The sequence below is a fragment of the Pseudomonas fluorescens genome (assembly GCF_005938625.1).
Lineage (GTDB): Bacteria > Pseudomonadota > Gammaproteobacteria > Pseudomonadales > Pseudomonadaceae > Aquipseudomonas > Aquipseudomonas fluorescens_BD.
Genome location: NZ_VCNJ01000036.1, coordinates 15,122 through 27,618, shown reverse-complemented (window position 1 = coordinate 27,618; position 12,497 = coordinate 15,122). Strand labels below are relative to the sequence as shown.

The 12,497-nt window shown below is 60.2% G+C and carries 11 protein-coding genes; 8 read left to right on the top strand and 3 right to left on the bottom strand.

Annotated features, from left to right (window positions below; genetic code table 11):
• The first annotated feature begins 9 nt into the window (after nucleotides 1-9).
• From FGA82_RS21520 to FGA82_RS21490, 7 genes are all read left to right on the top strand, one after another.
• Complete coding sequence (locus tag FGA82_RS21520; protein WP_141128657.1) at nucleotides 10-1,011, top strand: polysaccharide deacetylase family protein; 1,002 nt, start codon at nucleotides 10-12, stop codon at nucleotides 1,009-1,011.
• The gene (locus tag FGA82_RS21515; protein ID WP_141128656.1) at nucleotides 1,008-2,315 is read left to right on the top strand and encodes an oligosaccharide flippase family protein; all 1,308 of its coding nucleotides are present in this window, start codon (nucleotides 1,008-1,010) and stop codon (nucleotides 2,313-2,315) included. The genes FGA82_RS21520 and FGA82_RS21515 overlap by 4 nt, the downstream gene beginning before the upstream one ends.
• Complete coding sequence (locus tag FGA82_RS21510) at nucleotides 2,312-4,234, top strand: hypothetical protein (RefSeq protein WP_141128655.1); 1,923 nt, start codon at nucleotides 2,312-2,314, stop codon at nucleotides 4,232-4,234. Before FGA82_RS21515 ends, FGA82_RS21510 begins: the two co-directional genes overlap by 4 nt.
• A gap of 68 nt (nucleotides 4,235-4,302) precedes the next feature.
• Complete coding sequence (locus tag FGA82_RS21505) at nucleotides 4,303-4,992, top strand: N-acetyltransferase (RefSeq protein ID WP_141128678.1); 690 nt, start codon at nucleotides 4,303-4,305, stop codon at nucleotides 4,990-4,992.
• Nucleotides 4,993-4,996: 4 nt separating this feature from the next.
• A complete protein-coding gene (locus FGA82_RS21500) occupies nucleotides 4,997-6,181 on the top strand; it encodes a GNAT family N-acetyltransferase (protein WP_141128654.1) in 1,185 nt (394 codons plus the stop codon).
• Nucleotides 6,153-6,944: a ChbG/HpnK family deacetylase gene (locus FGA82_RS21495; protein WP_141128653.1), complete on the top strand. Its 792-nt coding sequence runs from the start codon at nucleotides 6,153-6,155 to the stop codon at nucleotides 6,942-6,944. Before FGA82_RS21500 ends, FGA82_RS21495 begins: the two co-directional genes overlap by 29 nt.
• A 114-nt stretch (nucleotides 6,945-7,058) precedes the next feature.
• A complete protein-coding gene (locus FGA82_RS21490; protein ID WP_141128652.1) occupies nucleotides 7,059-7,751 on the top strand; it encodes an N-acetyltransferase in 693 nt (230 codons plus the stop codon).
• Nucleotides 7,752-7,965: 214 nt separating this feature from the next.
• Here FGA82_RS21490 and FGA82_RS21485 read toward each other — a convergent pair whose 3' ends face one another.
• Nucleotides 7,966-8,763 (bottom strand): class I SAM-dependent methyltransferase, encoded by a 798-nt coding sequence (locus FGA82_RS21485; RefSeq protein ID WP_141128651.1) that lies wholly within the window; start codon nucleotides 8,761-8,763, stop codon nucleotides 7,966-7,968.
• A gap of 258 nt (nucleotides 8,764-9,021) precedes the next feature.
• Here FGA82_RS21485 and FGA82_RS21480 point away from each other — a divergent pair, with 258 nt between their 5' ends.
• A complete protein-coding gene (locus tag FGA82_RS21480) occupies nucleotides 9,022-9,369 on the top strand; it encodes a hypothetical protein (RefSeq protein WP_141128650.1) in 348 nt (115 codons plus the stop codon).
• A gap of 145 nt (nucleotides 9,370-9,514) precedes the next feature.
• On the opposite strand, the gene FGA82_RS21470 is transcribed toward FGA82_RS21480, so the two are convergent.
• The gene (locus tag FGA82_RS21470) at nucleotides 9,515-10,945 is read right to left on the bottom strand and encodes a sigma-54-dependent transcriptional regulator (protein WP_141128649.1); all 1,431 of its coding nucleotides are present in this window, start codon (nucleotides 10,943-10,945) and stop codon (nucleotides 9,515-9,517) included.
• Nucleotides 10,914-12,407 carry a sensor histidine kinase gene (locus FGA82_RS21465; protein ID WP_141128648.1) on the bottom strand — a complete coding sequence of 498 codons (1,494 nt, stop codon included), beginning with the start codon at nucleotides 12,405-12,407 and terminating at the stop codon, nucleotides 10,914-10,916. The genes FGA82_RS21470 and FGA82_RS21465 overlap by 32 nt, the downstream gene beginning before the upstream one ends.
• Nucleotides 12,408-12,497 lie beyond the last annotated feature (90 nt).

Below are 12,497 nucleotides of genomic sequence, written 5' to 3'. Positions count from 1 at the left end.
ATCGAAGCCATGGCGATCAAACAATTACTAAAACGCACCAGTGGCTGGCTCTATCTCAACTCGTCCATGGGCCGCAACCAACTGCACGGCGCCGGGGTGATCCTGATGCTGCACCGGGTGCTGTCGAACGACCGCGCCGCCGATCTGCCGCACCGTAATGAACTGTGCGTGGGGCCGAAAGCCTTCGAGCATTTGCTGGTGTGGCTGCGCAAACATTTCGATTGCGTACCGCTGATGGAAATCCTTCAGCCCAATTCGTTGCGCACCGAGCGCCCACGGGTGGCGCTGACTTTCGACGACGGCTGGCGCGACAACGCGGTCAATGCCTTCCCGTTGCTGCAAAAACATCAGGTGCCGGCGAGCATTTTCCTCTCCACCGATTTCATCGGCAGCCGTCAGCGCTTCTGGTGGGAGAGCCTTGGCGAAACCCTGTGGGGTAGCCACGGTGAAAAGGCGCGGACGCATCTGATCGAATGCCTGCAAGTCCTGCATCATCCGCTGCCGGTGTTGCTTGATGACATCGATGTCGATCGCCGTAGCCTGGCGCTGTTGCATTACCTGCAAGGCCTGAAGTCGATTGACCCGCAGGAGCTTGAACGCCTGACCGATGAATGTCCGCAGGAGTCGCAACCGCAAGCGCTGGACTGGCATCAAGTGCGCGCGCTGGAGGCTTCCGGACTGGTGCGTTTCGGCCCTCACGGCGCCAGTCACGCGATCCTCACTGGCCTTGACGATGTGCGCCTGAGCGAAGAAATCAGCCGCAGCCGCGATGCCCTGCACAACGGCTGCAACCGGCCGCTGCCGGTGTATTGCTACCCCAATGGCGACAACGACGAGCGCGTACGCGGGCAGATTGCCAATCACGATTACCCGTTCGCGCTGGGCACCGGCACTGGCATCTATCGCGGCGAAGGCGACCCGCTCAACCTGCCGCGTTTCGGCGTCAGCCAGCGCACCGCGCGCAATCCGGAGTTGCTGTCGTGGCGGATCTTTCGCGGGGCGCGGCCATGAGCCGAGGCAACTACCTCAAACATTTGGCGCTGAGCATGGGCACCAAACTGGCGATGATCGCCCTGCGCTTGCTGCGCAACGTATTGCTTGCGCGGATTCTCGGGCCGAGTGAGCGCGGCTTGTTTGCGCTGCTCAGCACCCTGCCGGATCTGATCAGCGCCGCCACCAGTGGCGGCCTGAATTCGGCAGTCGGTTATCAGGCGGCCAAGCAGCGGCCGATGGGTTTGTTGCTCAGTCAAGTGTTGGTGTTCGGTTGTTTACTCGCGGCGTTGTTGACCTTGCTGGTGGTCGCGCTGGTACGTGAATTCGGCACTGAGCTGGATGTAACGATGCAACTTGGCTTGCTCGCCTGGCTGTTGCTGCTGGCAGTGCCGCTGACGGTATTGAAAAGCGGTTTGCTGACGCTGCACAACGCCTCGGGTGGCGTGGTCGCGTTCAATGCCTTGCGTCTGGTCGAATCGCTGGCGCCGCTGTTGCTGTTTCTCGCGTTGTTCTGGATGTGGCAAAGCGCCGCCCTGGAAGCGGCGCTGATCAGTTGGCTGGCCGGGATCAGTCTGGTAGTGCTGGTCGGTTGGGTCTGGCTCAAACGTGCGCAACCGTTGCAGTTGCAATGGGACCGCGCCAGCCAGAAGGAACTGCTGCGTTACAGTGCACGCAGTCATCCGGACCTGCTGTTCCAGCAAGTGATTCTGCGCTCGGATTATCTGTTTATCGGCGCCCTGCTCGGCAGCACCGCGCTGGGTCATTACGCGATGGCCAGCGCTGCTGCGGAACTGCTGTTGATCGTCCCGGAAGCGGTGACCACACCACTGATGAAACGCCTGCTGCAACAGGACGAAGGCATGGACAAGGTCACGCCGCTGGCACTGCGTCTGACCGCCACGGTGATGCTCGGTGCGTGCCTGACCATGGCGGTGATTGGCGAATGGCTGATCGTCACCTTGTTTGGTGCGGCGTACCAACCGGCGTATCCGGCGCTGCTCGCCTTGCTCCCGGGGCTGTTGGGCCTGTGCTACGCGAGCATTCTGCGTCTGGATCTGCTGGGCAAGAATCGTCCCGGCACGGTGTCGTTGCTGATGGGCCTCGGTGCCCTGCTCAATCTGGCATTGAACCTGGTGATGATTCCCGCTTACGGGATCGTTGGCGCGGCGGCGGCTTCGTCGATTGCCTATCTGGCCGTGACCGTGGCGATGCTGGTGCTTTACTGCCGTCTGAGCGGCGTGCCGCTCTGGCAAACCCTGATCATCCTGCCCCGCGATGTCACGCCGATGTGGCTGATGCTGCAACGGCGGAAAACCGCATGAAAGCCCTCGCCCTGCTGTTCGGTCTCGGCCTGTCGCTGGACGCCTTTGCCGCGTCCATGCGTTGGGGCGAGATTCGCGACGGCAGTCTGTATTTGCAAGCGGATCGCCCGGACACGGTGACGGTGCGTTGGACGCCGGCATGGCAGGCCGAGGCCAATGAAGAGCATCTGTATCTGCTCGATGGCCAAGGCAAGCTGCAGGGCGATCGGTTCATAAAGGCCAGCGAAGTACGTGGCAGCCAGAGCTGGCCACTGTTGCCTGGCGCGGCCAGTTACCGATTGGAAATTCCCGGCTACAGCTTCCGCAATTATCGCGTCGAACATGACGAGCGCACAGTCGCGTTATTCGCCCCGGCGAAAGTGCATTTCAGCGTCGACACCCGCAATGGCGACGAGTTGTATTTCAAGGTCGCGCCGGGTGAACACGCGGTGCTGGCCGGCAAGTTTCATGGCGGCGTCAGCGGCTTGCAGGCCCAGCGGGTCGGCGATGATCAGCAACTGACGCTGGCATTGAAACCCTATCGTGCCTATTGGCAGTTCGATCAGGTTGCCTTGCCCGTCAGTGAACGCGAGCAGGTCTGGCGTCTGCGTCTGCAAGGCAGCGGCAAAGCGGCGTTCTGGCTCGACGGCACGGCCAACCTTTTCGCGCAGACGCCACAGCAACTGAAGCCGCTGCGTGAAAACGACGGTCAGACGCAACTGGTTTTGCACGACAAAGTGCTCGGACGCACGCCGGATCTGGGCATCGCCATGCCCTACGTGATGCCGCCGCCAACCAGTCATGCCGCGCTGGATGCGCTGAAACCGAGCGCCGCGAGTTACTACAGCTTTGTTGATGTGACGGCGAAAAATCCGCATTTCGAAGACGCGTTTCGTCAGGTGTATCAGGATCGCTTCGGCATCAAACAGGACATCACCCTGCTGGCCGGCAGTCAGCGTCAGGCCGATCTGCGCGCCGATGTGCAAAGCAACGGCGGGCTTGATGCGTGGCTGGCCGGCACCCGCGCGCTCGGTGGCAAAGGCACGCACTACATCGGTTTTGCCGACGAGCCGAACCTCAATTACGCCAGCTACGCGCAGTATCAGGCGATTTTCGCCAGCATGGCCCGGCAGGTGCGCAGCGATCCGGCGAATGCCAAGGCTGGGGTGCGCATCGCCATGCCGGCCAGTTCGCGGCTGGTCAACGGGCCATTTGCCAATAACGCAGCGGACAAACGCGGCATCGATTGGGCGCGGCGTTTGCTCAGCGAATCCGGCGATCAGGTCGATGCGCTGGCGTGGCACGAATGGATGATCCGCGACCTGCTCGCCACCCGCGTCTATCGCGACAGTGTGCGCCGCGCCGCTGAGCTGGTCGGCCTCGACGGCAAAGGTCAGCCGCGCAAGGCCTTGCTGCTCGACCAGACCAACCTGTCCAGCGGCTCCAGCCTCAGCCCTTACGATCAGGAAACCCACTACGCTTCGCTGTGGTGGGCGTCGGTGGTGATCAACGCCTCGCAGGACGGTTTGCTGAGCATGCTCAACTGGTTCCAGGCGGCCGATGAGCCGCAGTATCCCAAGGGCATGTTGCGTGTTTCGGCGGATGAGCAACGTTTCGAGTTGAAACCGGTGGGGCTGGCCCAGCAGTTCATTGCCCGGCACTGGCTGCATCAGGTGCTGTGGCTCGAGAACGATGCCTTTGAAGTCGATGTGCTGGCGATGGCCGGCGACGATCAGCGCGGCTTGCTCGGGGTGAACAAAGGCACACGCCTGCAACGGGTGGATTTGAGCGGCGCCAAGTGCCCGCTGAACAACGGCGCCCTGCGCTACTTCGGCGCCGACAACCGCAGCCGCGACGCGCCATTTGCCTGCCAGGACGGGCGTGTGCGTTTCGAGCTTCCGGGGCAGACCCTCTTCTCCCTTAGCTGGAGCACTTCGTGAACCGTCCGTTGATGTTCAGCCGCGCAGGCCTGTGGCCGCGCGATGCCTCGTCATCAGGAGCCAAGACCATGAACATGCTGAGCAAACTGACTGAAAACCTGCGGCAGAAAGGACTCACTGCCACCGTCAAGAAGGCATGGAAGCACTACATCTTTTCCCATCAGGAACTGCTGTGGATGGAGCGCGACCTGGTCAGCCCGGTGCCGCCGCACAACCTCAAACCCTACCCGCCATTGCGGGTGGTAAAGATCACGGCGGACAACGCCAGCGCCTTCGCGCGCTACTTCGGCGACCGCGTCGGCACCATGGCCGAACTGGCCAACGAAGGTCACACCGGGCATATGCACCTGGACGATCTGGGCGACGCCGTGGCGTTTATCTGGGGCAGTTCTCGCGACTATTTCGACCGGCACTATTACGGCTGCCTGTTCCCGGTGAAACCCGGCGAATTCTTCGAATTCGGCGGTGAGCTGACCCGCGCCTACTGGGGCAGCGAGCTGTCGGTGGACCTGCAACTGGAACTGTGGAAAGCCATGGCCGCACAAGGCTGCGACAAGGTGGTCGACGTCTGCGAGTTCCACAATATCCCGGCGCTCAAGCTGCATTTGCGCATGGGCTACACCGAGCAAAACCGCATCATGAATGTGTACACCTTGTTTGGTCGCTGGCGCTTCTACCGCGAAACCCGCTACAGCGGCTCGCGTCTGGATGCGTTGCGCAAACCTTCCCGTCCACCCGTAACAGCCACGGCGGCCTGAGCCTATGGTGACGCGATTTGAATGGCGCACTTCGCTGTGCGCCGCCGATTTCCCGGCAGCGACATATGAAGCGCTGCGCCTGCGGGTGACGGATCACACGCCGTTCAACAACCTTGGCTGGTTGTGCGCGGCCGAGCAGGCCCTTGGCGAGGGTGAGCGTTTGCACATCCTGCTGGCTTGGGAAACCGACGAATTGCGTCTGTGTCTGCCATTGGTGGCGAGTCGCGAGCGCTTTGCCGGCGTGCCCTTTCGGGTGTTGCATCACTTGGGTTATCCGCTGGCCGATCGCTTGGCACTGTTGTCTTTGCTCGGCAGCGAAGACATGCGTGAGGCCTTGCGGTTGATTCGCCAGCGTGTGCCCCACGCACTGCTGCAACTCAATGAATTGTCCGAGCCCGCCGGCGAGGAAAGTGCGCTGACCGAATGGATGATGCACAGCTCCACCGGGGAACGGCGGTTGAGCTGTCGGGTGCCGGTGCATCTGATCAGTGAAGCCGATCATCAGGAAGTCTCCGGCGATCCGCGTTACAAGCTGCGCCGAGCGCGCAAGCGCATCGCCGCCTGTGGTGCCGAAGTACGCCGGATCATTCCCGATGCGCTCAGCATGGGCCCGCTGTTGCAGGTCATCAGCGAAGTCGAAGCGGTGAGCTGGAAAGGTGATGAAGGTGTGGGGATTTTCGCCGGCGAACGCAGCCGCCAGTTGATCGAACGCGCCTTCACTGCCCTCGCCGGCCAAGGCCTGGTGCGCGTGGTGACGCTGGAACTGAACGGCCGCTGCATCAGCTATCGCCTCGGCCTGCTGGAGCAAGGACGACTCTACGATTACAACCTCGCATTCCTGCCGCAATACGCCGATCTGGGCAGCGGCCGGGTGTTGCTGGAGGAATGGATTCGCTGGGGCCTGGACGACAACTGGCGCTGGATCGATGCCTCGCGGGTCAGTCTGGAAAACTCCAGCCATCAACTGCACGAACGCATGACCGGACAACTGGAGCACTGGCGCTGGAGTTTTTATTCCTGGCGCCCGAGTGGTCTGGTGCTCGGCCTGGGCTTGCGCCTGTGGCATCGACTCAAACCACGCTTGCAAGCCTGGCGGGCACGCCGCGCCGAGCCCGCCAAACCCGCACTGAAACCTGTCGCGATCACCACGGAGGGCGAACATGCCTCGCCAAGTCATAGTCAACGCTGACGATTTCGGCCTCAGCCCGAACGAAAACGCGGTGATCTTCGCCGCGTTTCAGGCCGGGGTCATCAGTTCTGCAACAGCGATGGCCAACATGCCGGCGTTCGAAGCGGCGTGTGCCATGGCCCGGCATCCGACCTTGCAAGGCCGGGTCGGTCTGCACTTCAACCTGACTTACGGACGACCGCTGAGCCAGGCGATTCTGACTCGACGAACGTTTTGCGATGACTTCGGTGTGTTCGACCTCAGCCTGCCCCGCCACAGTTTTTCGCTGGCGCGCGAGGATCGTGAAGCGGTGCGCGAAGAGTTGCAGGCACAGTGGCAGCGGTGCGTCGATCACGGCCTGCGTCCCAGCCACATCGATTCGCATCAGCACGTGCACAACATCTGGCCGATCGGCGAAATCGTCGCGCGGTTTGCCGCGCAGCAAGGCGTGCCGATTCGGCTTGCGCGCAATCTGGGGCAAAACCTCAGTTTGCCCAAACGCGTGTTCAAGGGTTTGCTCAATTGGCGTTTACAGAGTCTGGCCGGTGTCACCGCGGACTATGTGTGCACGCCGATCGACCTGCGCAACGACAGCGCGCCGACCGACGGCGTGCTGGAAATCGTCGCCCACCCAACGCAACTCGGCACCGATTTTGGTGACGCCTATCTCAACCCGGAGGAATCCCTGAGCCGCGTGCTAGAGCAGCGGCTGGCGGGCATCCCAAGGGTTTCCTACAGCGATCTGAACAAGGATTTTCTACGCGGCGCTACAGCACTCGATTGAGTTACATACCTTGCAATACTTTCGAAGATGGCACTTTGAAATGAATTGGCAAGGGTGATCTATACCCACAAAAGCACCATCCACAACACCCGGGCTACGGCCACGGAGGGCAGCATGAGCATCATCGAAAAACTACAAGAACGCATCCGGCAAAAAGGCCTTGGCCGCACCTTCAGCACGTTGTGGAAACGCTACGTGTTCTTCCATTGGGAACTGTTGTGGATGGAGCGTGACCTGGTCAGCCCGGTGCCGCCGCACAAGCTGCGTCCTTACGATGGCCTGCGCAAAGTCGATATCACGCCGGAGAACGCCATCGCGTTCAGCAAACATTTCGGTGATCGCGTGGAGACCATGGCGGAGCTGGCGACCGAGGGCCACACCGGGCATATGTACCTCGATGCCGACGGCCACGCCGTCGCGTTTATCTGGGGCAGCATTCGTGATTATCACGACCGCCACTATTACGGCTGCACCTTCCCGGTGAAGCCGGGTGAGTTCTTTGAGTTTGGCGGCGAGATGACCCGTGCGTATTTCGGCAGCAGCCTGTCGGTGGACGTGCAGGTGGCGCTGTGGGAGGCCATGGCGGCGCAGGGTTGCAACAAAGTGGTAGACGTTTGCGAGACACACAATATTCCGGCGCTGAAGCTGCATATCCGCATGGGCTATCACGAGCAGGGGCGCGTGATGCATGTGTATTGCCTGTTTGGTCGGTGGAAGTTTTTCCGGGAGACTCGGTATGAGGGTTCGCGGCTGGAACCGCTGCGCAAACCAGGTCGGCCGGTGGTGAGTGCGGCGGCGCAGGCTTGATTCTCTTTCGGAACTTGCAGGGGTTTTGATGCCGCCTTCGCGAGCAAGCTCGCTCCCACAGGGGATCTGCTGCGTGCCGAATACCATTGTAGGAGCTGCCGAAGGCTGCGATCTTTTGATCTTCAAAGTCAAAAGATCGCAGCCTTCGGCAGCTCCTACAGGGGGTTGTGTATGACGCAGAGCCAATGTGGGAGCAGTCGACTCACTGAAGCATTCAGGTTTTGATGGCGACAAGGGTGAAACACATCGGCATCTGCGCCTCTCGATTCAAATACCGGTCATACAGCTCTTCCCGATTCGAATGCGCATACTCCTTGAAGTGCGCAATATTCAGCCCCGCTGCAATGGCAGCGCTGAAGATGGCGCCAAGGTTATGCACAAACCAATACGACTTCGCCGACTGCTGCTCGACCTTGCCGATGTAGACAATCGGCTCTTCCTGCACAAATGGCTCGGCGCGAAAGTAGGAACTGGCGAGGCGATAAGGATCTTCCGCATCCGGGTCGACCATTTCCAGAAACGGATGGGTTTCGTAGATCACCAGTTTCCCGCCCGGTTTCAGCGTTGAAGCGACATGGCGGAAAAACTCACCGATGTCCGGCATCCAGTTCAAAACACCAATGGTGATCAGTGCCACGTCAAAACGGTTCTGCAAAGACGCTGGCAGGTGATGGATATCGCTTTCGATGAACTCGGCGTTGTGCGGTGAACGCTTGTTCAGCTCACGCGCCTGTTCGAGAAACGCCGCCGACTGGTCGACACCGACCACGCTGCGTGCACCGAGGGCAAACAACGACAGACTCTCACGGCCGTTGTTGCAGCCCAGTTGAATCACATCTTTGCCGTCGACCTCCAGCAACCCACTCAGAGTCTCATCGAGGCAGGAGAAATCCACCTGTCCAACCTCACTGAGCAAAGCCTGCCAGTCAGGCGAATCCTGGTGATGACGGGCGGAATCGTTCCACGCCTGTCGATTGCTCTCGATGGCGATTTTATTGTTGGGCACTTCCATGGCGCACTCCGGACGATGCTCGTGATTGAGCGGATCCGAGTCTAGATCAGCTCTTCAATTGCGGTTGTTGCAAACTTGTAAGCCAATTCGTGTAGGAGCTGCCGCAGGCTGCGATCTTTTGATCTTGTTTTTAAAGGTCAAGATCAAAAGATCGCAGCCTTCGGCAGCTCCTACAGGGATCCGATATGGATCGAGCGTTGGGGGCGTGGGCAGCTATAGTTAATAGCCTTGGGGAAAACCGCACTCGCAGGTGCCGCCATGCATATGCTCGCTCGGCTGTTGTTGACCGGCTGTCTGCTCGCTGCCACACAGGCGCAAGCGCTGGACAGCAATTTCAATTATTACGGGCCCAACCAGCCCTTCGCCCACCCTGCTCCGTATTCACTGAGTTCCACGCCGCCCAAGCCTTACGACGATACGGCGCCGCAGGATTTTGTGGTGATTCCGGGTGACCATGAATTCTACGATTCGCAGTTGCCGACCGTGGCGGATGCGACGGTACGGGTGTTTATCCGCACGTACGATGCCGAGCGCGGGATTTATGTGAATGACGAGGTGCTCGATCCGGGTTGTTTGCTGGAGTGTTTGAGTCGGCAGCAGCATTGATCCGGGTTGCCCACAACATCTGCGGCAACACCGATCCCTTGTAGGAGTGAGCCTGCTCGCGATAGCGGTGTGTCAGCAATAAAAAGGTCGACTGACACACCGCTATCGCGAGCAGGCTCACTCCTACAGGGGATTTGCGGTGGGGTTACCACTGCCGTTTATCCGGCCGGGCCAGGCCGAGTTTTTCGATGCGGTAGCGCAGCATGTCGCGGCTCAGGCCCAGCAGGCGCGCGGATTTGGTGACGTTCCAGTCGGTCTTGTCGAGCATCTTGCGCACCATGTCGCGTTCGACTTCCGGCAGGTTCATCGACTCGGTGTTGCTCGCCGGGCGCGGTTCGTAGTGCATCGGGGCTTCATGAATATGCAGCGGCGGCTCGTCGACCAGGCTCATGCACACATTCAACTGATGCGCAGCTATCGTGTCGCTCGGCGCCAGCAGCACGGTCTGCTCGAGCATATTACGCAATTCGCGCACGTTGCCCGGCCAGGTGTAACTGAGCAGCAATTCTTCGGCCTGCTGGCTGAAATGCAGATTCGGTTTGCCATAGCGTTTGCCGTGACTGGCGAGGAAGTGCCGCGCCAGCAACAAAATATCTTCTCCCCGGGCATACAACCGCGGCACCTTTATCGAAATGATCCGCAAGCGGAAAAACAGATCGCGACGGAATTTGCCCTGCTGGACCATTTGTTCAAGGTTGCAGTTGGTCGCACTGATCACCCGCAGATTGACCTTGCGCTCCTTCACCGAACCGACCCGGCGAATGGTGCGATCCTCCAGCAACTTCAAAATCTTCGCCTGCAACAGCAGGTCCATCTCACCAATCTCATCGAGAAACAGCGTGCCGCCGTCCGCCGCTTCCACTAACCCGACCCGGCGATCCTTGGCGTCGGTGAACGCACCCTTCTCATGCCCGAACAGCTCCGACTCGACCAGATTCGACGGGATCGACGCACAGTTGAATTCAATGAACGGGCCTTTGCTGCGCGGGCCGTCGAAGTGCAGCGCACGAGCCACCAGCTCCTTGCCGGTGCCGGTCTCGCCTTCGACCAAAACTGGCGGCAGATCGGTGTTGGCCATGCGTCGCTCGGCGTCGAGCAACTGGCCGATGGTGTTTTTCAGATACTGCATCGGTGCCGAGTCGCCGATCAACGCCTGCACACCGGATTTCTGCGCCTCGCGCTCCTGATAGAACGACAGCGTGCGCTCCATCCGTTCGGTGGCCAAGGCCTTGTCGAGCAGCAGTTTGAGTTCCTGCAACGCGACCGGTTTGGTGACGTAATGAAACGCGCCCTCCTTCATCGCCACTACCGCGTCTTCAACGTTGCCGTAACCGGTCATCATGATCACTTTCAGATCCGGCGCGCTGATGCGCAGCTTCTGGATCAGGTCGTGACCGCTCATGCCCGGCAGCGAGTTATCGGTCAGCACGATGTCAGGCATGAAGCTGCCCAACTGCTCCAGCGCGTCTTCCGCCGAATGGCAGACCGTCACCTCGAAGTCCTTGCGCTCCAGGTAGGTCTGAATATTCTCGGCCAGCAGTTCGTCATCCTCGACCAGCAGAATGCTGTGTTCCATATTCCCCTCCCGATGCCACTTTGAAGTTGAGACTGACGCGGGTTCCTTCCTGCTCGCGGCTGGTCAGCACGACCGAACCTTCAAAACGCTCCATGATTCTTTTGACCAACGCCAGACCAACCCCGAGGCCGCCCTGTTTGGTGGTGAAAAACGGTTTGAACACCAACAGTTGCTGCTGCGCGCTCATGCCTCTGCCGGTGTCGCTCACGGTCAGGCGCACGCGGTCAGGTTGCGGCGATTCGAACTCGACGGTGAGCACACCGCCCTTGGGCATGGCTTCCAGGGCGTTGGCAAACAGGCTATTGAGTATTTGCGTGAGCAGCACCTTTTGACTGACGACCGGCGCGCAGTTTTGCGGGGTGAAGCGCACTTCGACATTGCAGCGTTTGATCAACGCGTCGAAGGCACCAAAGGTGTCTTCGACCGCCATCAGCAGATCCACCGCCTCGCCGTCATCATTCATCGGCCGCAGCGACACCAGCAGTTCGCGCACCCAGCGCGACATACGATCGACCTGACTGATGATGTCGCCAATATTGCGCTGCGCGCCGGGGCTGGCCACTTCCTGGGCCAGTTCGGCGCTGGAGCGAATGGTTGCCAGTGGATTGCGCAGGCTGTGCGCCACCGCCGAGGACATCTCGCCGAGGGCGACAAAGGTTTCGTTGCTGATCAACTGTTGCTGCTGGCTCTGCAGCAGTTTCGCCGCACGGCGGACGATCCAGAACAACGCCAGAAAAATCGCCGCACCGCCGAAACACGTGGCGGCCCAGATCGAGGCAAACCCACGGTCGATGCGGTCAACCAGATCCGCCGGCTCCTTGTAGATCTCGACCATGGCGACGACTTTGTTTTTTTCGGCGTTGAACATCGGGATGTAGTTCTCGATGAACAGGTATTTCGGTTCGCGCAGCAATTGCTGCTCGGGTTTCTCATCGTCGATTTTGTGGTAGCTGGAGGACACTGGCACTTTCATCTCGAACGACTCGTCGAGTTCGTCGTCATCCTCGAATTTGACGCCGATCAGTTCTGGATTGGTCGACCAGATCACCGTGCGATCCAGCGCATACACCGTGGCCAGGAGAACGTCGGGCAGGTGTTCGACATGGTCGAGGAACTCGGCGCGGGCCGCCGCATGGGCGCCCGGATCGACGTCGGGAAAGTTGTTGTCCTGGCGCGGGTCGAGCATTTCGCCCATGGTCCGCGCCGGGGTGATGCCGGCGTGGCGTATTTCCGCCGCGCCGATAGCCTGAACAAATTGCGCGGTCAGCAACGCATCGCGCTCAACGCTTTCGGTGACCACGAAGCGCGTGGAGATATAGCCAAGGCCCACCGCCACGGCGGCAATGATGAAAAAACTCGCCAGCGAGAACCAGCGCAGCAGATTGAACTGTTCGCGCCAACTCTTGCCCATTGCCGCCGGTGTGTCCGGCGCAGATGTTTTTTGTGCTTCCAGTCGCTGCATGGGAGTGCCCTGGAGTTTTTGTATCGGGCCAGTTACAGCCATCAGTGTAGGTGGCTCTGACCACGACACACGGTTCAATGATGCTATTTC

Bases quoted from the DNA above. Each gene is read 5' to 3' on its own strand.
- FGA82_RS21520 (WP_141128657.1), top strand. From the start codon at position 10: ATGGCGATCAAACAATTACTAAAACGCACCAGTGGCTGGCTCTATCTC.
- FGA82_RS21515 (WP_141128656.1), top strand. From the start codon at position 1,008: ATGAGCCGAGGCAACTACCTCAAACATTTGGCGCTGAGCATGGGCACC.
- FGA82_RS21510 (WP_141128655.1), top strand. From the start codon at position 2,312: ATGAAAGCCCTCGCCCTGCTGTTCGGTCTCGGCCTGTCGCTGGACGCC.
- FGA82_RS21505 (WP_141128678.1), top strand. From the start codon at position 4,303: ATGAACATGCTGAGCAAACTGACTGAAAACCTGCGGCAGAAAGGACTC.
- FGA82_RS21500 (WP_141128654.1), top strand. From the start codon at position 4,997: ATGGTGACGCGATTTGAATGGCGCACTTCGCTGTGCGCCGCCGATTTC.
- FGA82_RS21495 (WP_141128653.1), top strand. From the start codon at position 6,153: ATGCCTCGCCAAGTCATAGTCAACGCTGACGATTTCGGCCTCAGCCCG.
- FGA82_RS21490 (WP_141128652.1), top strand. From the start codon at position 7,059: ATGAGCATCATCGAAAAACTACAAGAACGCATCCGGCAAAAAGGCCTT.
- FGA82_RS21485 (WP_141128651.1), bottom strand. From the start codon at position 8,763: ATGGAAGTGCCCAACAATAAAATCGCCATCGAGAGCAATCGACAGGCG.
- FGA82_RS21480 (WP_141128650.1), top strand. From the start codon at position 9,022: ATGCATATGCTCGCTCGGCTGTTGTTGACCGGCTGTCTGCTCGCTGCC.
- FGA82_RS21470 (WP_141128649.1), bottom strand. From the start codon at position 10,945: ATGGAACACAGCATTCTGCTGGTCGAGGATGACGAACTGCTGGCCGAG.
- FGA82_RS21465 (WP_141128648.1), bottom strand. From the start codon at position 12,407: ATGCAGCGACTGGAAGCACAAAAAACATCTGCGCCGGACACACCGGCG.